The 19,838-nt window shown below is 61.2% G+C and carries 14 protein-coding genes and 1 pseudogene; 3 read left to right on the top strand and 12 right to left on the bottom strand.

Translation table 11 applies throughout. From position 1 onward, the window contains the following. The first annotated feature begins 21 nt into the window (after positions 1-21). Positions 22-417 (top strand): hypothetical protein, encoded by a 396-nt coding sequence (locus PSH76_RS02205; RefSeq protein WP_032893934.1) that lies wholly within the window; start codon positions 22-24, stop codon positions 415-417. A gap of 202 nt (positions 418-619) precedes the next feature. On the opposite strand, the gene PSH76_RS02200 is transcribed toward PSH76_RS02205, so the two are convergent. Both PSH76_RS02200 and PSH76_RS02195 read right to left on the bottom strand, forming a co-directional pair. Then, positions 620-1,006 (bottom strand): type II toxin-antitoxin system PemK/MazF family toxin, encoded by a 387-nt coding sequence (locus PSH76_RS02200; RefSeq protein ID WP_032893936.1) that lies wholly within the window; start codon positions 1,004-1,006, stop codon positions 620-622. An 87-nt stretch (positions 1,007-1,093) separates the two neighbouring features. After that, positions 1,094-1,987 (bottom strand): LysR family transcriptional regulator, encoded by an 894-nt coding sequence (locus tag PSH76_RS02195; RefSeq protein ID WP_032893938.1) that lies wholly within the window; start codon positions 1,985-1,987, stop codon positions 1,094-1,096. A 181-nt stretch (positions 1,988-2,168) separates the two neighbouring features. Here PSH76_RS02195 and PSH76_RS02190 point away from each other — a divergent pair, with 181 nt between their 5' ends. Beyond that, positions 2,169-3,386 carry an MFS transporter gene (locus PSH76_RS02190; protein WP_370874658.1) on the top strand — a complete coding sequence of 406 codons (1,218 nt, stop codon included), beginning with the start codon at positions 2,169-2,171 and terminating at the stop codon, positions 3,384-3,386. A gap of 115 nt (positions 3,387-3,501) precedes the next feature. On the opposite strand, the gene hemE is transcribed toward PSH76_RS02190, so the two are convergent. The 10 genes and pseudogenes from hemE to pilM all read right to left on the bottom strand — a co-directional run bounded on the left by hemE (position 3,502) and on the right by pilM (position 17,097). Continuing rightward, complete coding sequence (hemE, locus tag PSH76_RS02185) at positions 3,502-4,569, bottom strand: uroporphyrinogen decarboxylase (RefSeq protein ID WP_032893941.1); 1,068 nt, start codon at positions 4,567-4,569, stop codon at positions 3,502-3,504. A 244-nt stretch (positions 4,570-4,813) separates the two neighbouring features. Further along, positions 4,814-6,232, bottom strand: a complete 1,419-nt coding sequence (locus PSH76_RS02180) for an FAD-dependent oxidoreductase (RefSeq protein WP_003187920.1) — start codon at positions 6,230-6,232, stop codon at positions 4,814-4,816. 32 nt (positions 6,233-6,264) lie between these two features. After that, a complete protein-coding gene (gltB, locus tag PSH76_RS02175; protein WP_032893942.1) occupies positions 6,265-10,710 on the bottom strand; it encodes a glutamate synthase large subunit in 4,446 nt (1,481 codons plus the stop codon). A gap of 352 nt (positions 10,711-11,062) precedes the next feature. Next, entirely contained in the window at positions 11,063-12,640 is a 1,578-nt protein-coding gene (locus PSH76_RS02170; protein ID WP_044270731.1) for an SPOR domain-containing protein, read from the bottom strand. A 9-nt stretch (positions 12,641-12,649) separates the two neighbouring features. Continuing rightward, the gene (gene aroB, locus PSH76_RS02165; RefSeq protein WP_032893944.1) at positions 12,650-13,750 is read right to left on the bottom strand and encodes a 3-dehydroquinate synthase; all 1,101 of its coding nucleotides are present in this window, start codon (positions 13,748-13,750) and stop codon (positions 12,650-12,652) included. Between the two features lie 126 nt (positions 13,751-13,876). After that, entirely contained in the window at positions 13,877-14,395 is a 519-nt protein-coding gene (gene aroK, locus PSH76_RS02160) for a shikimate kinase AroK (RefSeq protein ID WP_003187914.1), read from the bottom strand. A gap of 4 nt (positions 14,396-14,399) precedes the next feature. Continuing rightward, a pseudogene (locus PSH76_RS02155) lies at positions 14,400-14,654 on the bottom strand (type IV pilus secretin PilQ); the annotation flags it as partial. Positions 14,655-14,924: 270 nt separating this feature from the next. Next, a complete protein-coding gene (locus PSH76_RS02150) occupies positions 14,925-15,896 on the bottom strand; it encodes a pilus assembly protein PilP (RefSeq protein ID WP_305493531.1) in 972 nt (323 codons plus the stop codon). Next, positions 15,893-16,444, bottom strand: a complete 552-nt coding sequence (locus tag PSH76_RS02145) for a PilN domain-containing protein (protein WP_186606464.1) — start codon at positions 16,442-16,444, stop codon at positions 15,893-15,895. The genes PSH76_RS02150 and PSH76_RS02145 overlap by 4 nt, the downstream gene beginning before the upstream one ends. Continuing rightward, on the bottom strand, positions 16,441-17,097 hold the full coding sequence (gene pilM, locus PSH76_RS02140) for a type IV pilus assembly protein PilM (RefSeq protein WP_032893951.1): 657 nt from the start codon (positions 17,095-17,097) through the stop codon (positions 16,441-16,443). The genes PSH76_RS02145 and pilM overlap by 4 nt, the downstream gene beginning before the upstream one ends. Positions 17,098-17,330: 233 nt before the next feature. On the opposite strand from pilM, the gene PSH76_RS02135 reads away from it, so the two are divergent. After that, positions 17,331-19,793, top strand: a complete 2,463-nt coding sequence (locus PSH76_RS02135) for a penicillin-binding protein 1A (protein WP_370874657.1) — start codon at positions 17,331-17,333, stop codon at positions 19,791-19,793. Positions 19,794-19,838: the final 45 nt, after the last annotated feature.

The following is a 19,838-nucleotide window of genomic DNA, read 5'->3' as shown; positions in this document are numbered from 1 at the left end:
TAATCGACTGGAGAAAACGGAATGTCTTCCCTGCTACGCGCTACCCTGATCACCCTGGCCCTGCTGACCACGGCTGGCTGCACCAGCAAACCCGTGCTCAACACCCAGCACGAGTTGCCGGCCACAAGCCAGGTCAGCGAAGAAAAGATGAAACAGGTGATCGTCGCCGCCCTGCAAAAACGCGAGTGGACGGTGCAACGCCTGAGCCCGCAACTGGTGCAGGCCGAGATCACCGTACGCGGCCAGTTCTACGCCGCCATCGACATCCGCTACACCCGCAACAGCTACGCCATCACCTACCGCGACAGCCGCGACCTGGGCTACAAGGACGGCAAGATCCATCGCAACTACAACCGTTGGGTGAGCATGCTGGATCGGGATATTCTGGCGGGGTTGCGCTCGGCCGGAATGCAGTAAGGCCAGAAACGACAAAGGGCGCCTTTCGGCGCCCTCTTCACAAACAGGTTGGCTTGTCATCGCCGCTTCCTGCCTGGCTCTGCGATGGCTGGTTACCCAGGATCCTCAGAGTCTCACAAGCCCCTTTCGGGAACTCGGGCAGTATGCCTGAAAACGGGTTACCTGCAATCAGTGGCAAAACGCCGCCCACTCGTATCCCGCTTTATCGCAACCCAAGCGCACTGCGCACCGCCGCTTTTATCGCCGAAAACTGGTCATGGGTAAGTTCGGCGATTTTGTAAGTTCGTTTGCCATGACGATCTTTACTTTTGATTCGGTCTAATCGGCCCAAGCTGACTGTCGCGACAATATCGCATTTAGCCCAGCAGATCGGGTTCGCTCCGTGAAGGTGGCTATCAAGCTGCAAATGATGCTCCAACACCTGCTGTGGAGCAGTAGTACTCAGGGGTACCACCGTTACGAGCAGCTTATTAGTTCGGTGTTTGCGTATCACAATAACGGGTCGAATCTTGATGATTTCCGGAACCTCATAGCCACGAAAATCACAAATCAACACGCTGCCCTCCTTGGGCTGATAGAGAAGTGCCATCCATATCCACTCGCCTGAAAAAAGCGATTTTGCGCAAAATCCCGGCAAATAACTAAGCTGGTTGCGTTACCTGATATGTGACCCGGCCTACACCGATGCCCTACGCGTCAACAACTCCACAAACCCCTTCGCCATCGGTGTTTGCGCGCCCTTGCGTTGCACCAGCCACACTGCCGTCACTGCCTGCGGGTCGAGCAGGGTGCGATAGACCACACCATCGATGCGGATGCGCTGGTAGGACGCCGGCAGCACCGATACGCCCAACCCCGCCGCCACCAGCCCAATGATGGTCATTGCTTCCCCTGCCTCTTGGGCAAAGTGCGGGCTGAACCCGGCATCGCGGGCCAGGTTGAGCAATTGCGCGTACAGGCCGCTGCCGTAACTGCGCGGGAAGAACACAAAAGGCTCCTCGGCCAATTGCTCCAGGTGCAAGCCGCGCTCGCTGCCTTGGGCCAAAGGATGGCCGGCGCTCAGTACCGCGACTAATGGCTCGCGCATCAACTCGATCACGTTCAGTGAGTCGGGCAGGGGCAAGGGCCGCATCAGCCCCACCTGAATCGACTCATCCACCAGCGACTCGGCCACTTGGGTGCTGCTCATTTCTTGCAAGTTCAGATGCACCGCCGGGAATGCCTGGCGGAAGGCAAAGATCGCCTGGGGAATGCTGGCGTTGAACGGCGCAGACGAGGTGAAGCCGATCTTCAACTCACCCAGCTCGCCCAACTGCGCACGCCGCGCCACATCTGCCGCCTTGTCGACTTGGGCCAGCACCAGCCGTGCCTCTTGCAAGAACAAGCGCCCTGCCTCGCTCAGCTCGACCCGACGATTGGTGCGCTCGAACAAGCGTGCGCCCAGCTCGTGTTCCAGCGCCTGGATCTGCTGGCTCAGGGGTGGCTGCGAGATGCCCAGTACCTGCGCGGCGCGGCCGAAGTGCAGTTCTTCAGCGACGGCGATGAAGTACCGCAGGTGACGTAATTCCATGCATACCTCATTAGGTCGTAAAACCTATCAAACAGGTCGAACAATATATTGGAAAGAATCATTAGCCAGCTATATTCTTTTTTGCATTGTCAGTCCTGGCAGACTTTCCTCCCCGAGGTCCCCCGTGAATCCTGCTGTTGCTCCACTTGCCCAACACACCCCGCCCTCAGCCCTCGATGAGGTGGTGGCGCAGCTCAACGACGCGTACATCGAAAAAGGCACGCCGATGTTCATGCGCACGGTGCTGGCGCTGTTCTCCGGTGGCTTTGCTACTTTTGCCTTGTTGTATTGCGTGCAGCCGATGATGCCGGCGCTGTCCCACGAGTTCTCCATCAATGCCGCGCAAAGCAGCCTGATTCTTTCCGTTGCGACGGCAATGCTCGCCTGCGGCCTGCTGATCACCGGGCCGATCTCCGACAGGCTGGGGCGCAAGCCGGTGATGGTTGCCGCGTTGTTCTGTGCGGCGCTGGCCACCATCGCCAGCGGCTTGATGCCGAGCTGGGAAGGCATTCTGTTGATGCGCGCACTGGTGGGCCTGTCCTTGAGCGGCCTGGCCGCCGTGGCCATGACCTACCTCAGCGAAGAGATCCACCCGCAGCACATCGGCCTGGCCATGGGCCTGTACATCGGCGGCAACGCGATTGGCGGCATGAGCGGGCGCCTGATCATCGGCGTGTTGATCGATTTTGTCAGCTGGCACACCGCAATGCTGATCATCGGCGCTCTGGCGTTGATCGCAGCCACGGTGTTCTGGAAGATCCTCCCGCCATCGCGCAACTTCCGCGCCAGCAGCCTCAAGCCGCGCAGCCTGGTGGACGGCTTCGTCATGCACTTCAAGGACGCCGGCCTGCCGTGGCTGTTTCTCGAAGCCTTCCTGCTGATGGGCGCCTTCGTGACGATGTTCAACTACATCGGCTATCGCCTGCTGGCCTCACCCTATGAGCTGAGCCAGGCGGTGGTGGGCCTGCTGTCGCTGGTGTACCTCTCGGGTATCTACAGTTCGGCCAAGATCGGCTCCCTGGCAGACCGCCTCGGCCGCCGCCGCGTGCTGTGGGGCACCATCGTGCTGATGCTCGCCGGCATGGCCCTGACGCTGTTCACGCCTTTGTGGCTGGTGGTGCCGGGCATGCTGGTGTTCACCTTCGGGTTCTTCGGCGCCCACTCGGTCGCCAGCAGCTGGATCGGCCGCCGTGCGGTGAAAGCCAAGGGGCAGGCGTCGTCGCTGTACCTGTTCTGCTACTACGTTGGATCGAGCATTGCCGGGACGGCGGGTGGGTTCTTCTGGCACTTTGCCGGTTGGAACGGGATTGGCGGGTTCATCGTCGCGCTGCTGATTGGCGCGTTGCTGGTGGCATTGAAGCTGGCGAAGTTGCCGCCACTGGGAAATATGCGGACCTGACGCAATTTGCTTTATGTGGGAGCTGGCTTGCCTGCGATGGCGGTGTTGAACTCACCGCCGCCATCGCAGCGATGCGGCGACCCGACAAGCCAGCTCCCACATTTTGTTTTGCGTTTTACTCGTGGTATTGCGCCGACAGTTCGTGCACTGCGCGCAGGAACGCACCGGCATGCTCCGGGTTCACTTCCGGGGTGATGCCGTGGCCGAGGTTGAACACGTGCCCGGTGCCCTTGCCATAGCTGGCGAGGATGCGACCTACCTCGGTACGGATCGCTTCTGGCTTGGCGTACAGAACGGTCGGGTCCATGTTGCCTTGCAGCGCAACCTGGTTGCCAACGCGGCGGCGGGCTTCGCCGAGGTCGCAGGTCCAGTCCAGACCCAATGCATCGGCACCAGCATCGGCGATGCTTTCCAGCCACAGGCCGCCGCCTTTGGTGAACATGATCACCGGCACCTTGCGGCCTTCGTGTTCACGGATCAGGCCGCTGACGATCTTGCGCATGTAGGCCAGGGAGAATTCCTGGTACGCCGCCGCCGACAGGTTGCCACCCCAGGTGTCGAAAATCTGTACCGCTTGGGCGCCCGCCATGATCTGGCCGTTGAGGTAGGACGTGACCGACTGCGCCAGCTTGTCCAGCAACAGGTGCATGGCTTGCGGGTTGTCGTAGAGCATGGCCTTGGTCTTGCGGAAGTCTTTCGACGAGCCGCCTTCGACCATGTAGGTGGCCAGGGTCCATGGGCTGCCGGAGAAGCCGATCAGCGGCACGCGGCCGTTGAGCTCGCGGCGGATGGTGCTGACAGCGTCCATCACGTAGCCCAGGTCTTTGTGTGGATCAGGGATCGGCAGGGCTTCGATATCGGCCAGGGTGCTGACGACTTTCTTGAAGCGCGGGCCTTCGCCGGTTTCGAAGTACAGGCCTTGGCCCATGGCGTCGGGGATGGTGAGGATATCGGAGAAGAGAATGGCCGCGTCCAGTTGTGGGTAGCGGTCCAGCGGCTGCATCGTGACTTCGCAGGCGAACTCCGGGTTCATGCACAGGCTCATGAAATCGCCCGCATTGGCGCGACTGGCGCGGTATTCCGGCAGGTAGCGACCAGCTTGACGCATCATCCACACCGGGGTGACGTCTACGGGTTGCTTGAGCAGGGCACGAAGGAAACGGTCGTTCTTGAGGGCAGTCATGTCGGCATCCGCAAAAAAAGTGCGGGCATTTTCTCAGAGCGCGACGCAAAAGGCACGGAATGCACCGTGCCTTTTGTCTATCGGGTCAATTTGTCGCGGACATGAACACAACGCAAAACCAATGTGGGAGCGGGCTTGCTCGCGAAAGCGGTGGCCCAGTCGAAACATCTGGTGACTGATATACCGCATTCGCGAGCAAGCCCGCTCCCACATTGTTGATCCCCATTTCAACTGGGGATCGGGATCAGACTTGCAGGTAGTCCAGGATACCTTCGGCGGCGTTACGGCCTTCGAAGATCGCGGTTACTACCAGGTCAGACCCGCGCACCATGTCGCCACCGGCGAAGATTTTCGGGTTGCTGGTCTGGTGCTTGTACTGGCCTTGTTCCGGGGCTACAACGCGGCCCTGGCTGTCGGTCTGGATTTCGAACTGCTCGAACCACGGCGCCGGGCTTGGGCGGAAGCCGAAGGCGATGACCACGGCGTCGGCCGGGATGATCTCTTCGGAACCCGGAATCGGCTCGGGGCTGCGACGCCCACGGGCATCCGGTTCGCCAAGACGAGTCTCGACCACCTTCACGCCTTCCACACGGTCTTCACCGACAATGGCGATCGGCTGGCGGTTGTAGAGGAACTTCACGCCTTCTTCCTTGGCGTTCTTCACCTCTTTGCGCGAGCCGGGCATATTGGCTTCGTCACGGCGATAAGCGCAGGTCACCGACTTGGCGCCCTGGCGGATCGAGGTGCGGTTGCAGTCCATCGCAGTGTCGCCACCGCCCAGTACCACGACCTTCTTGCCCTTCATGTCGACGAAATCTTCCGGCGACTTTTCAAAGCCCAGGTTGCGGTTGACGTTGGCGATCAGGAAGTCGAGCGCGTCATACACCCCCGGCAAGTCCTCACCGGCAAAGCCGCCCTTCATGTAGGTGTAGGTGCCCATGCCCATGAACACGGCATCGTATTCAGCGAGCAGTTGCTCCATGGTGATGTCTTTGCCGATTTCGGTATTGAGGCGGAACTCGATACCCATGCCGGTGAACACTTCACGACGGTGGCTCAGTACGGTTTTTTCCAACTTGAACTCAGGAATACCGAAGGTCAGCAGGCCACCGATTTCCGGGTTCTTGTCGAACACCACCGGGGTCACGCCGCCACGCACCAACACGTCGGCACACCCCAGGCCCGCCGGGCCTGCGCCGATGATCGCGACGCGCTTGCCAGTCGGCTTGACCTTGGACATGTCCGGGCGCCAGCCCATGGCGAACGCGGTGTCGGTGATGTACTTCTCCACCGAACCGATGGTTACCGCGCCAAAACCGTCGTTGAGGGTGCACGCCCCTTCACACAAGCGGTCTTGCGGGCACACCCGGCCGCAGACTTCCGGCAGGGTGTTGGTCTGGTGCGACAGCTCGGCGGCGGCGAGGATGTTGCCCTCGGCCACCAGTTTGAGCCAGTTGGGAATGAAGTTGTGCACCGGGCACTTCCATTCGCAATACGGGTTACCGCACCCCAGGCAACGGTGGGCCTGGTCGGCCGAGTGCTGGGGTTTGAAGGGTTCGTAGATCTCCACGAACTCTTTCTTGCGTTGACGCAACAGTTTCTTCTTCGGATCTTTGCGCCCGACATCGATGAACTGGAAGTCGTTATTCAGACGTTCAGCCATGTTAAAACCTCATCAAACTGTTCAGGCGCATATCACTGCGGGTTGGCACGGATGCTGGAAAGCAACGATTTCAGGTTGGCAGCCTTGGGCTTGACCAGCCAGAAACGACGCAGGTAATCATCGAGGTTTTCGGCGAGGTTACGACCCCATTCGCTGCCGGTTTCCTCGACGTACTCGTCCAGCACGTGCTGCAAGTGGTTCCGGTAGGATTCCATGGCTTCGCCGCTGATGCGCTGGATCTCGACCAACTCGTGGTTGACCTTGTCGACGAAGGTGTTGTCCTGATCGAGCACGTAGGCGAAACCGCCGGTCATGCCCGAACCGAAGTTGTAACCGGTCTTGCCCAGTACCGCGACAAAGCCTCCGGTCATGTACTCGCAGCAGTGATCGCCAGTGCCTTCCACCACGGTGTGGGCACCGGAGTTACGCACGGCGAAACGCTCACCGGCGGTACCTGCGGCAAACAGCTTGCCACCGGTGGCGCCGTACAGGCAGGTGTTGCCGATGATGGCACTGTCCTGGGTCTTGTACACGCTACCAGCCGGCGGAACGATGACCAGCTTGCCGCCGGTCATGCCCTTGCCCACGTAGTCGTTGGCGTCGCCTTCCAGGTACATGTGCAGGCCACCGGCGTTCCACACGCCGAAGCTCTGGCCCGCAGTGCCCTTGAAGCGGAAGGTGATCGGCGCTTTCGCCATGCCCTGGTTGCCGTGCTTGCGCGCGATTTCGCCGGAGATGCGTGCGCCGATGGAGCGGTCGCAGTTGCAGATATCCAGGGCGAACTCGCCACCGCTGGCGTCGTTGATCGAGGCGCCGGCCATTTCGACCATTTTCTCGGCCAACAGGCCTTTGTCGAACGGTGGGTTGCGGTCCACCTGGCAGAATTGTGGCTTGTCTGCCGGGATGTGATCGCTGCCCAACAACGGCGTGAGGTCCAGATGTTGTTGCTTGGCAGTCTGGCCTTCGAGGATGTCCAACAGGTCGGTGCGACCAATCAGCTCTTCCAGCGAGCGCACGCCCAGCTTGGCCAGCCACTCACGGGTTTCCTCGGCGACGTAGGTGAAGAAATTCACCACCATGTCGACGGTGCCGATGTAGTGATCCTTGCGCAGTTTTTCGTTCTGAGTCGCCACGCCGGTGGCGCAGTTGTTCAGGTGGCAGATGCGCAGGTATTTGCAGCCTAGGGCGATCATGGGCGCGGTGCCGAAGCCGAAGCTTTCGGCGCCGAGGATTGCGGCCTTGATCACATCGAGGCCGGTTTTCAGGCCGCCGTCGGTCTGTACCCGCACCTTGCCGCGCAGGTCGTTGCCGCGCAGGGTCTGGTGGGTTTCGGCCAGGCCGAGCTCCCAGGGTGCGCCAGCGTACTTGATCGAGGTCAGCGGCGAAGCGCCGGTGCCGCCGTCGTAGCCGGAGATGGTGATCAGGTCGGCATAGGCCTTGGCCACACCGGCGGCGATGGTGCCGACGCCGGCTTCTGCCACTAGTTTCACCGAGACCAGAGCCTGCGGGTTGACTTGTTTGAGGTCGAAGATCAGCTGCGACAAGTCTTCAATCGAGTAGATGTCGTGGTGCGGCGGTGGCGAAATCAGGGTCACGCCCGGTACGGCGTAACGCAGCTTGGCGATCAGGCCGTTGACTTTGCCGCCTGGCAGTTGCCCACCCTCACCCGGCTTGGCGCCCTGGGCAACCTTGATCTGCAGCACTTCGGCGTTGACCAGGTACTCCGGAGTCACACCGAAACGGCCGGTGGCCACCTGCTTGATCTTCGAGCTTTTGAGCGTGCCGTAGCGCGCCGGGTCTTCGCCGCCTTCGCCGGAGTTGGAACGCGCACCCAGGCGATTCATGGCTTCGGCCAGGGCTTCGTGAGCTTCCGGCGACAAGGCGCCCAGGGAAATACCGGCGGAGTCGAAGCGCTTGAGGATCGACTCCAGCGGCTCGACCTGGCTGATGTCCATCGGCGTGTCCAGGGTTTTCACCTTGAACAGGTCACGGATCATCGACACCGGGCGGTTATCCACCAGGCTCGTGTATTCCTTGAACTTGGCGTAGTCGCCCTGCTGCACAGCGGCTTGCAGGGTGTTGACCACGTCCGGGTTGTAGGCGTGGTATTCGCCACCGTGCACGAACTTGAGCAGGCCACCTTGCTGGATCGGCTTGCGCGCGCTCCAGGCCTCCAAGGCCAGGGCTTTCTGTTCGGCTTCGATGTCGACGAAACGCGCACCCTTGATGCGGCTTGGCACGCCACGGAAACTCAGCTCGCAGACTTCTTCGGACAAGCCGATGGCTTCGAACAACTGCGCGCCACGGTACGAGGTAACCGTGGAGATACCCATCTTCGACAGGATCTTCAGCAGGCCCTTGGTGATGCCCTTGCGGTAGTTCTTGAACACCTCGTAGAGGTCGCCCAGCACTTCACCGGTACGGATCAGGTCACCCAGCACTTCGTACGCGAGGAACGGGTACACCGCCGAGGCGCCGAAACCGATCAGCACCGCAAAGTGATGCGGGTCGCGGGCGGTGGCGGTTTCCACGAGGATGTTGGAGTCGCAGCGCAGGCCTTTTTCGGTCAAGCGGTGGTGCACCGCGCCGGTCGCCAGGGATGCGTGGATCGGCAACTTGCCAGGCGCGATGTGGCGGTCGGTCAGTACGATCTGGGTACGACCGGCACGCACGGCCTCTTCAGCCTGGTCAGCAACGTTACGCACCGCGGCTTCAAGGCCCAGGCTCTCGTCGTAGTTCAGGTCGATGATCTGGCGATCGAAGCCTGGACGCTCCAGGGTCATCAGCGAACGCCATTTGGCCGGGGAAATGACCGGCGAGCTGAGGATCACGCGGGAGGCATGCTCAGGCGATTCCTGGAAGATGTTGCGCTCGGCACCGAGGCACACTTCCAGGGACATCACGATGGCTTCACGCAGCGGGTCGATCGGCGGGTTGGTCACCTGCGCGAACTGCTGGCGGAAATAGTCGTACGGCGTGCGCACGCGCTGGGACAGCACGGCCATTGGCGTGTCATCGCCCATGGAGCCGACGGCCTCGTAGCCTTGCTCACCAAGCGGGCGCAGCACCTGGTCGCGCTCTTCGAACGTGACCTGGTACATCTTCATGTATTGCTTGAGCTGGTCGACGTCGTAGAAAGCCGAACCGTGGTCGTTGTCTTCCATGGTCGCCTGGATGCGCAGGGCGTTCTTGCGCAGCCATTGCTTGTATGGGTGACGCGACTTCAAACGGTTGTCGATGGCGTCGGTGTCGAGGATCTGCCCGGTTTCGGTGTCCACAGCCAGGATCTGGCCAGGGCCGACACGGCCTTTGGCGATCACGTCTTCTGGCTTGTAGTCCCACACGCCGATTTCCGAAGCGAGGGTGATGAAACCGTTGGTGGTGGTCACCCAACGCGCCGGGCGCAGGCCGTTACGGTCGAGCAGGCACACCGCGTAGCGACCGTCGGTCATCACCACACCGGCCGGGCCGTCCCACGGCTCCATGTGCATCGAGTTGTACTCGTAGAACGCACGCAGGTCCGGGTCCATGGTCTCGACGTTCTGCCACGCTGGCGGAATGATCATGCGCACGCCACGGAACAGGTCGATGCCGCCGGTGACCATCAGTTCGAGCATGTTGTCCATGCTGGAGGAGTCGGAACCCACGCGGTTGACCAGCGGGCCGAGCTCTTCGAGGTCCATCAAATCGTTGGCGAACTTGGTGCGACGGGCCTGGGCCCAGTTGCGGTTGCCGGTGATGGTGTTGATCTCGCCGTTGTGGGCGAGGAAGCGGAATGGCTGGGCCAGCGGCCATTTCGGCAGGGTATTGGTGGAGAAGCGCTGGTGGAACACGCAGATCGCGGTTTGCAGGCGCTCATCGCTCAGGTCTGGATAGAAGGCGGTGAGGTCCGCCGGCATCATCAGGCCTTTATAAATGATGGTCTTGTGGGAAAAGCTGCAGATGTAGTGGTCGGTGTCGGCGGCGTTGAGCACCGACGAACGACGACGGGACGTGAACAGCTTGATCGCCATGTCCTGGTCGCTCAGGCCATCGCCTGCGATGAACACTTGTTCGATCTGCGGCAGGCGCTCCAGGGCCAGGCGGCCGAGCACGCTGGTGTCGATGGGCACTTTGCGCCAGCCGACGATGTGCAGGCCGGCGGCGGCGATCTCGCGGTTCATGTTCTCGCGAGCGGCTTCGGCCTTTACCGGGTCCTGGTTGAAAAACACCATGCCCACGGCGTACTGCTTGGGCAGTTCGACCGCAAATTGCTCTTGGGCGACAGCGCGCAGGAACTGGTCGGGCTTTTGAATCAGCAAGCCACAGCCGTCACCGGTCTTGCCGTCGGCGTTGATCCCACCGCGGTGGGTCATGCAGGTCAGGGCCTCGATGGCCGTTTGCAAAAGGGTATGACTGGGTTCGCCCTGCATGTGGGCTATCAGGCCGAAACCGCAGTTATCCTTGAATTCATCGGGTTGGTACAGACCTGCTTTCATAGACACTTTCTCACCAGGCTGCCTCTTTTACCGAGGCAAATTTCTTTTCAATTCAACCGGTTACCTTCCACGCCGAACGTACGCCGGCTTAGCGGGGGCAAAAGGGAGGTCATTGTACACACCGACACAGACGCTCACAAATTTAGCGACGAAATGTCGCAAATCTATGTCGCATTTATGAAAGGTTTAAAGCGATATGCTGTGCTAGTCAAAACTTTTTTAATTTTGACCGCTACGACTCAAAAGCCACTGTGACGCAGACACCACAAAGCGCGCGGTCTCGGGAGACTGCACGCACTTGCGGATTTTTTTGAGGTGCCGGGAGGGCGGCCTGGGTAAGGCCGCCGGATCTTCAGCGAGTTGCTGCCAGTTCTTGTTGAACGCTGGCAACAGTGCGAGGCCAAGGTTTACCAGCCTGAACCTTCGCTGGCAAGGCTTTGATGGCAGAATCGGCTGCGGCGCGGCTTGGGAAGCTGCCGTAGGTGATCACGTAGAGAGGCTTGCCGTTGAGCACTTTCTTGAAATAACGGTACTGGCCGCCCTGCTCTTTGACGAACGCCTGGGCGTTGGCTTCGGAGCTGGTGCCGAGAATCTGCACCACAAAGTTGCCGGTAGGCTGGCTGCTGTACCAGCTGCTGCCAGCAGCGCCGGCCTTGGCGACGGTGGCGGCTGGTTTTTCCGCAGGCTTGGCGGCCGGGGCTGGTTTGGCGGCTGGAGCCGGTGCGACAGGCTTGGCCACCGGAGCAGGCTTAGCGGTAGCAACAGTCGGCGCCGGCGTCGGAGCAGGCTTGGCGACCGGAGCAACCGGCGTCGCTGGCACACCGGCCGGTACGCCTGCAGGTGGCGCGGTGGTGGTCACGGTCGGCGGCGTAGCGCTGGAGCCTTCCACCGGCACACCGTCGTCGCCTTCGGAGATGCCACCGGCTTCTTCGGCCAGAGGGCCACGCATCACAGGTTGGCCGACCATCGGCAGGTTGGTCGGTTGGCCGGAGTTGGCAAATTCGACGTTTGGCGTGGGTTTGCCCAGTGGCAACTGCGCCTGTTCGGTTGGCGCGCCGGTGGTTGTCGGTGCTTTGTTGCGGCCCGGGATCAACCAGGCGGCGGCAACAGCGACCACGACAACGGCGGAAATAGCCAATACGTGCTTCTTAGGCATAGTGAACCCCATCTTTGGACGCTTGACCGCAGAGCGGCTGGCAATCATGGCTTCGATCATGGCATCGCGGGCAACCTGGTTGATGTTTCCAGGCCAGCCATCGGAGCTTTCGTGAATATCAGAGATCTGCGCAGCGGTGAAAAGTTCGATACCCGCCCCGGCGCCTTCAAGGCGTTGTGCCAGGTATTCGCGGGTTTCTTCCTCTTCGTACGGCTGCAACTCGATGACGTGAAACAGCTCCTGCTCACCGCTGATCTGCTCCAGATCGGCGATCAGCGAAGACTCACCGAACAGGAACACATGCGGGCGACCTTCCGGCGTACCCGCCGCCAGCGCCAGCAGCGCTTCCAGGGCGGACTCGTCGAGCTGCTCGGCGTCGTCTACCAGCAGGTAGACTTCCTGGCCGGTCAGGCCCAGTTGCACCACCTGCTTGAGAATCGCGTTCGGCTCGGCATTGGAGACGTCCAACGCCTGCGCTACCTGGCGCAGTACGCCAGCCGCATCACCGGCACCGCGGGCCGATACCACCACGCTCTGCACCGATTGTTTGTTGGTGCTGGCCACCAGCGCCTGGCGCAGCAAGGTCTTGCCGCTGCCCAGAGGACCGGTGACCACCAGCAGCAACTGGCTGTAGCGCGCGAGGTGATGCAACTGCCCAAGCACCGGTTTGCGCTGGGCGGGGAAGAATTTGAAACCCGGCACCCGTGGAGCAAAGGGGTCGTGGCTCAAGTGGTAATGGCCGAGGAACGCCTCGTCGGCATGCAAACTAGTCATCGGGTCTTATTAACCTTTGAGCTGGGCCAGGGCGCGGTAATCCGCTCCCAGCGTGGCCTGTAGAATCTCTTTTGGATAATCGTCGGTCACCACGGCTTCGCCCATGTGGCGCAGCAGTACCAGTCGAAGTCGACCGTCGATCACTTTCTTGTCTATCGCCATATGTTCAAGGAAATCCGCCTCGGTCATCTCCGCAGGCGGAACAACCGGCAAACCGGCACGTTGGAATAGGCGGATACCGCGATCACGCTCTTGGGCGCTGATCCAGCCCAGGCGCTGCGACATCTCCAATGCCATCACGGTGCCAGCCGCTACGGCTTCCCCATGCAACCACACACCATAGCCCATGTGCGTTTCGATCGCATGGCCGAAGGTGTGGCCCAGGTTCAGCGTGGCCCGCACACCGGACTCGCGCTCGTCGGCGTTGACCACCAGCGCCTTGGCCGCGCAGGAGCGGGAAATCGCTTCGGTGAGCGCTACCTGATCGAGGCCGCGCAAGGCGTCCATGTGCTCTTCCAGCCAGGTCAGGAACGGCTCATCGCAGATCAGCCCGTACTTGATGACTTCCGCCAGGCCCGCCGACAACTCGCGCGGCGGCAAGGTGTTGAGGGTGGCCGTGTCGATCAACACAGCTTGGGGCTGGTAGAACGCGCCGACCATATTCTTGCCCAGCGGGTGGTTGATACCGGTCTTGCCGCCCACCGACGAGTCGACCTGGGACAGCAAGGTGGTCGGCACCTGGATAAAATCCACGCCGCGCTGGTAGCAGGCCGCGGCAAAACCGGCCATGTCGCCAATCACACCGCCGCCCAAGGCGACCACGGTGGTTCGACGGTCATGGCGCGCAGTCAGCAGGCCATCAAAGATCAGTTGCAGGGTTTCCCAGTTTTTGTGGGCTTCGCCGTCAGGCAACACCACGGAGATCACCGAGTATGCCGCCAGGCTGCGGCTCAAACGCTCAAGATACAGCGGCGCGACCGTTTCGTTGGAGATGATCGCCACCTGCCGGCCGGCAATATGCGGCGCAAGCAGTTCGGGCTGGTCCAACAGACCTGCGCCAATATGGATCGGGTAGCTGCGCTCGCCTAGATCGACCTTAAGTGTCTGCATGTGTCCCCGCGTTGAAGATGGAGTGACGACCGGCACTGTCGATATCTCGACACCGCCTGGTGGCTCTACGCCATACCTTACAAGGTGATGGCGCGCCGCCGAGAATAGCGCATTTCGGGCCAGGCTTTAACGGGGTGGCAACCGTTGCAGGCGCTCAAGGATGTCGAGTACGACCATCCGAGGTGGCCGCTCATCGGTTTCTACCACCAGATCGGCGATTTCCCGATACAGCGGGTCGCGCAGCGCCAGCAGGTCACGAAGAGTTTTGGCCGGGTCGGCAGTGCGCAGCAACGGGCGATTGCGATCACGGGCGGTACGGCCCACCTGCTGTTCGACCGATGCGTGCAAATACACCACGCGACCACCCGCATGCAGCGCCCGACGGTTTTCATCGCGCATGACGGCGCCACCGCCGGTCGCCAATACCACGCCATCGCAGCCGCACAGCTCGGCAATCATCGCCTGCTCGCGGTCACGAAAGCCCAGTTCGCCTTCTTTATCGAAGATCCATGGGATATTGGCACCCGTGCGCAATTCAATTTCCTTGTCGGAATCTTTGAACGGCAGGCGCAGCTCTTTGGCCAGCAAACGGCCGATGGTGCTTTTTCCAGCCCCCATCGGCCCTACAAGAATCAAATTTCGCACAGAATCAACGACTCACAGCAATCGCCTGGTTATTCATGATACGCGGAGTCAGGAATACCAGCAGCTCGGATTTTTTCTCCGCCAGCACATCGCGCCGGAAAAGGCGGCCAAGATACGGCACATCGCCCAAAAATGGCACTTTATCTACCACTTTGCTTTGGGTATTGGAGAAAACCCCGCCAATGACGATGGTCTCGCCATCCCTGACCAGAACCTTGGCGTTGACCTCGTTTTTCTTGATCGGCGGCACATCCTTGAGCCGCAAGGTGATCGAGCCCTGCACCTCATCGCTGGTCACCAGGTTGAGCCCGGCGACATCGGCGATTTGCTGCAATACCGCGCGCAGGGCGATGTCCTGGAAGTTCAGAGTCAGTTTGGCGCCTGTATAGCTGACCGACGAGGCACTGTCGGGCGGCGGCAGCTGGATCAGCTCCAGGCGATTGGGCACAGCAGTAGCCATCGGTGCCGTGAACGCTATCCATAGCGCCACACCGAAGGACGAGAAGGTCCTTTTCATTGTTTGATTCCGTTATGAGTTGACGTTCAGCACAAGGGTTCGCGGGCGTTGCAACCAAGCGCCCTGTCCATCGGGAAACAGCTCCACCAGCTCGACAGCCGCGTCTTGAATGGCCGTGACCTGGCCATGATCCGGCCCCAGATAATCACCCACCGCCAGTCGATACACCCTGGCTCCAGCGCGCAGCAAGGCGAAAGCCTGCACACCCCTGGACAGCGTGCCGACCATTTCGAACTGCTCCAGCCGCATACCCTCCAACAGCCCACGTGGCCGGGTGAAATCCGGTGCAAGAGCGGGCCGGCCGGGCACATGGACTGCTTGCAAGGCAGGCGCCTTGAACGGGTCGCGCAGGGACGACGGGGCGTAGACAAATGGCGGCCCGAGATCGAGTACCTGACGGGCCTTGCCGTTTTGCAGGGTGCTGCGATAGGTCTTGGCGAGCATGTCCAGACGCAGCAAGGCGCCCTGATGCCCAAGCGTAACGTCCTGCACGGTGACTACCCGAGGCAACCCACCCAAGGCACTGACAAACGTCGCCAGGTCGTGGTAAGCCCCGGAGGCGCTTATCTGCATGGGTTGTTCGACATAGAGCTGGCGAGGCACTTCATCCAGCACATTGATGCCTTCAACCCACACCCCATGGGCAGCCGCCAGCCGGGCCAGGTCTTCCAACACGGCAGGCACCTCGGACTCGCCGGGCAATTGCCCGAGAAGGCTGGCAACGTTGTCTTCCATACTCCGCACCTGCTGGGTGCGCAGCTCAAGGCTGGCGGCCAAGCCGGTCTTTTCTGTGAGTTGCTGCTGCAGCGCCTGCTCCCGCGCCTCAAGCCCGTGCAATCGCTCCCGCTGCGGCCCGCCATGCGAAACCTCGCCTATCGCCAGCACCAGGCCGGCCAGCGCACAGCCAAGCAGCACCTTGCCCGGCAGGGACCATTTAGCAGCGTTGTCAGAGAGCGTGGAAAAATCGAGCCTGGGCAGGCTCATGGTTGCGCCTCGCTGGTTTCCCCCTGGCGAACCATCAGCTGAAATTCACTTTCACCGCGCGCACCTTCGGCCTGCACGCGCTGCAGACGGGTCGAACTGGAGCCCTGGGCTGGCTTGAGCTGCTGCATCAAACGGGCGATATCCTGGTTGCTTTCAGCTGTGCCCCGGATGCTGATGGTGTCGCCGTTCGCAACCACTTCATGCAGATGGACACCTTCAGGCACCGAGCGAGCCAATTGCTCGAACAATCGGGCCCCGGAAGAGCGGGCATCGTGCAGGTCCTGAACCACCTTCATGCGTTCGGCCAGTTGCTGGCTTCGCTCCTGAAGATCGTCGATGGTCTTGATGCGCGAGTCCTGGGTGGCGATGTGCTCTTCCAGGCGGCTGTTGCGGCTGACCTGCCGGTCTATCGCCTGGTCGATCACTTGATCAGCCAACCACAATGCCGCGAGCGCCACGCAGGCAAACGCCAGCAATAGCACCAACAGGTATTTGCGCCTGCGCTGCGCCAGGGCCTGGCGCCAAGGCAAAAGATTGATTCGTGTCATCCAGCGAAACTCCTCAGGGCCAGCCCGCAAGCTACTCCCATCCCTTGGGCATCCAAGGCCCATTGTGCACCATCGACTCTATGACCCGGCGTGAAGCTGGCAAAATCCTGAAGGCAAGCGCGCTGCAATGCAAACCCTTCTACATCGACCACTCGCGGCACCAGCCCCGCCATGGCCAAAACCGCCTCGCGCGCTTCGACCTGCTCGCGCAGGCACGCCGCCAGCATCACCTCTACCCACTGCGGGCCTTGAACCGATGGCCCTTGAACCTGAAAGTCGATGGCCACTTCATCCAATGGATAAGGGATGAACTGGTCGGCTTCCATCTGGATCTTCCAGGCCATTTCCTCGTCGCTCAGGCCGGCGTCCATGTCAATCAGCCGGGTAATCACCGACGGGCCTGCAACCGCCACGGCGGCGTATCGGGCCGAGGAACCCAGGCGCGACAGTGCCTGTTGCAGCACGAGACCCACACACTCCAGGTCCAGCAGGGTGCCATCGACCACCGCGTGGGGCGGCAGCACTTGGGTGACGTAGCCCTGGACGCTGAAACCGCCGGATGAACGGCCCAGTTCGATCAGCTTGATACCGCTGTCATTGATATCGACCCCCAACACCGTGTCGACTTTTCGCCTGAAAAATCCCTTTCCCATAAAACTCCCCAAAACTTTCCCTGTCATACCGGCTGTCATCTCGCCTGACTGCTGCCAGGCACCTTGCATTCGGTCGGCTTGTTCAAGGCTCGCGAATGACGCCCCAAGCCGAAAAATGCTTTAATGCCCAGCGTTTTTTCCCGCTTTTTATCTGCTGCCCGGGTCGATCCATCGTTTGCCATGCATGCCCCGACGCGTAACTCTTTCTTTTCTCTGGAAATCCAAAAGCCTTGATTCGTCTGCTGAAGTTTTTCGGGTACTCCATTGTCGCCATCGTCTGCGGGCTGCTGCTCGTATTCAGCGGGGCCTACCTCTACCTTAGTCCGGGTTTGCCCTCCGTAGAGGCCCTCAGAAGTATCCAGTTGCAGATTCCTTTGCGGGTCTACAGCAGCGATGAAAAACTGATCGCGGAGTTCGGCGAAATGCGCCGCACACCGATCCGTTTTGCCGACATTCCGCCCAATTTCATCAGCGCTTTGCTGTCTGCCGAAGACGATAATTTTGCCAACCACTACGGCGTAGACCCCAGCAGCCTGGTGCGTGCAGCCACGCAATTGGTAAAAAGCGGACACATTCAATCCGGCGGCAGCACCATCACCATGCAGGTGGCGAAGAACTTCTTCCTTACCAGCGAGCGCAGCTTTTCCCGCAAGGCCACCGAAATCCTGCTGGCGCTGCAGATCGAACGCCAGCTGACCAAGGATGAAATCCTCGAGCTGTACGTCAACAAGATCTACTTGGGCAACCGCGCCTACGGCATTGAGGCCGCGTCCCAGGTCTACTACGGCAAGTCGATTCGTGACGCCAGCCTGGCGCAGATGGCCATGATTGCTGGCCTGCCCAAGGCGCCGTCGCGCTTCAACCCGCTGGCCAACCCGGCGCGCAGTAAAGAACGCCGCGACTGGATCCTGGGCCGCATGTACAAGCTGGGCAAGATCGACCAGGCCGCTTATGAAAGCGCCGTGGCCGAGCCGCTGAACGCCAGCTATCACGTGCCGACGCCGGAAGTGAATGCACCCTATATCGCCGAAATGGCCCGCGCCGAGATGGTGGGCCGTTATGGCAGCGAGGCCTACACCGAAGGTTTCCGCGTTACCACGACGGTGCCGAGCAACTTGCAGGAAATCGCCAACCATTCGGTACATGAAGGCCTGATCACTTACGACCAGCGCCACGGCTACCGCGGCCCCGAGTCGCGCCTGCCAGGCAAGACCCTGAGTGCCTGGACCACCGAGTTGGGCAAACAGCGTTCGATCAGCGGCCTGGACCCGGCCATCGTTACCCAGGTATCCAAAGACGGTATCCAAGTGCTGACCCGCTCTGGCGAAGCCCATGTAGCCTGGGACAGCATGAAGTGGGCGCGTCCGTTCCTGAACACCAACAGCATGGGCCCGATGCCCAAGCAGCCCTCCGACGTGGCCCAGGTGGGTGACTTGATCCGCGTGCAACGCCAGAAGGATGACAACCTCAAATTCAGCCAGGTGCCGCTCGCCCAGGGCGCCCTGGTGTCCCTGGACCCGCAGAACGGTGCAATTCGCGCGCTGGTCGGCGGTTTTGCCTTCGAGCAGAGCAACTACAACCGCGCCACCCAAGCCAAGCGCCAGCCGGGCTCCAGCTTCAAGCCATTCGTCTACAGTGCCGCGCTGGACAACGGCTACACCGCTGCCAGCCTGGTGAACGACGCGCCCATCGTGTTTGTCGATGAATACCTGGACAAGGTCTGGCGCCCGAAGAACGACACCAACACTTTCCTTGGCCCGATCCGTATCCGCGAGGCGCTGTACAAGTCGCGTAACCTGGTGTCGATTCGCCTGTTGCAGGCGATGGGCGTAGGCAAGACCATCGACTACATGACGCGCTTTGGCTTTGCCAAGTCTGACCTGCCACCGAACCTGTCCCTGGCCCTGGGTACCGCTACCCTCACGCCGATGGAAATCGCCACCGGCTGGAGCACCTTTGCCAACGGCGGCTACAAGATCGCGCCGTACCTGATCGACAAGATCGAAAGCCGCAATGGCGACACCCTGTTCACCGCCAACCCGCCACGGGTACCTGGCGATATGGTCAATGGCGTGGCCGCCACCGACGGGCTCGCAGCACCGAGCAACGGCGGTATCACCATCGAGCCGACGCCAGGCACGCCAGCGGCCGCAAACGCCGACGCACCCGCTGAGCCGCAAGCGCCAGCAGTTGCCGAACGCATCGTGGATGGCCGTACCACCTATATCCTCAACAGCATCCTGCAAGACGTGATCAAGAAGGGCACCGGCCGCCGCGCACTGGCCCTGGGCCGTGCGGATATCGCCGGCAAGACCGGTACCACCAACGAATCCAAGGACGCCTGGTTCTCCGGCTACAACGGCGACTACGTGACCACCGTGTGGACCGGCTATGACCAGCCTGAAAGCCTGGGCCGCCGCGAGTTTGGTGGCACCGTCGCCCTACCGATCTGGATGAGCTACATGGGCGCAGCGCTCAAGGACAAGCCGCTGCACACCCAGCCGGAACCGGAAGGCATCCTTAGCCTGCGCATCGACCCCATCAGTGGCCGTGCGGCTTCGCCGAGCACGCCGAATGCGTACTTCGAGCTGTTCAAGAGCGAAGACACGCCGCCGTCGGTCAACGAACTGGGCAACGGCGTAGTGCCGGGCAGCCCGCTGCCGGCGGATGAAGGCGCACCGATCGATTTGTTCTAACGGGTTTGTCAGCCACAAAAAAGCCCCGACTCATTCGAGCCGGGG

The sequence above is a fragment of the Pseudomonas sp. FP215 genome, from assembly GCF_030687795.1.
GTDB classification, from domain to species: Bacteria; Pseudomonadota; Gammaproteobacteria; order Pseudomonadales; family Pseudomonadaceae; genus Aquipseudomonas; species Aquipseudomonas salmasensis.
Note: the sequence above shows the minus strand (reverse complement) of the source record. Positions and strands in the feature narration are given on the sequence as shown.

Excerpts from the sequence above, each read along its gene's own strand:
- aroB (WP_032893944.1), bottom strand. The coding sequence starts at position 13,750 with ATGCAGACACTTAAGGTCGATCTAGGCGAGCGCAGCTACCCGATCCAT.
- gltB (WP_032893942.1), bottom strand. The coding sequence starts at position 10,710 with ATGAAAGCAGGTCTGTACCAACCCGATGAATTCAAGGATAACTGCGGT.
- PSH76_RS02200 (WP_032893936.1), bottom strand. The coding sequence starts at position 1,006 with ATGGCACTTCTCTATCAGCCCAAGGAGGGCAGCGTGTTGATTTGTGAT.
- hemE (WP_032893941.1), bottom strand. The coding sequence starts at position 4,569 with ATGACTGCCCTCAAGAACGACCGTTTCCTTCGTGCCCTGCTCAAGCAA.
- PSH76_RS02180 (WP_003187920.1), bottom strand. The coding sequence starts at position 6,232 with ATGGCTGAACGTCTGAATAACGACTTCCAGTTCATCGATGTCGGGCGC.
- PSH76_RS02150 (WP_305493531.1), bottom strand. The coding sequence starts at position 15,896 with ATGAGCCTGCCCAGGCTCGATTTTTCCACGCTCTCTGACAACGCTGCT.
- PSH76_RS02145 (WP_186606464.1), bottom strand. The coding sequence starts at position 16,444 with ATGACACGAATCAATCTTTTGCCTTGGCGCCAGGCCCTGGCGCAGCGC.
- pilM (WP_032893951.1), bottom strand. The coding sequence starts at position 17,097 with ATGGGAAAGGGATTTTTCAGGCGAAAAGTCGACACGGTGTTGGGGGTC.
- PSH76_RS02205 (WP_032893934.1), top strand. The coding sequence starts at position 22 with ATGTCTTCCCTGCTACGCGCTACCCTGATCACCCTGGCCCTGCTGACC.
- PSH76_RS02170 (WP_044270731.1), bottom strand. The coding sequence starts at position 12,640 with ATGACTAGTTTGCATGCCGACGAGGCGTTCCTCGGCCATTACCACTTG.
- PSH76_RS02195 (WP_032893938.1), bottom strand. The coding sequence starts at position 1,987 with ATGGAATTACGTCACCTGCGGTACTTCATCGCCGTCGCTGAAGAACTG.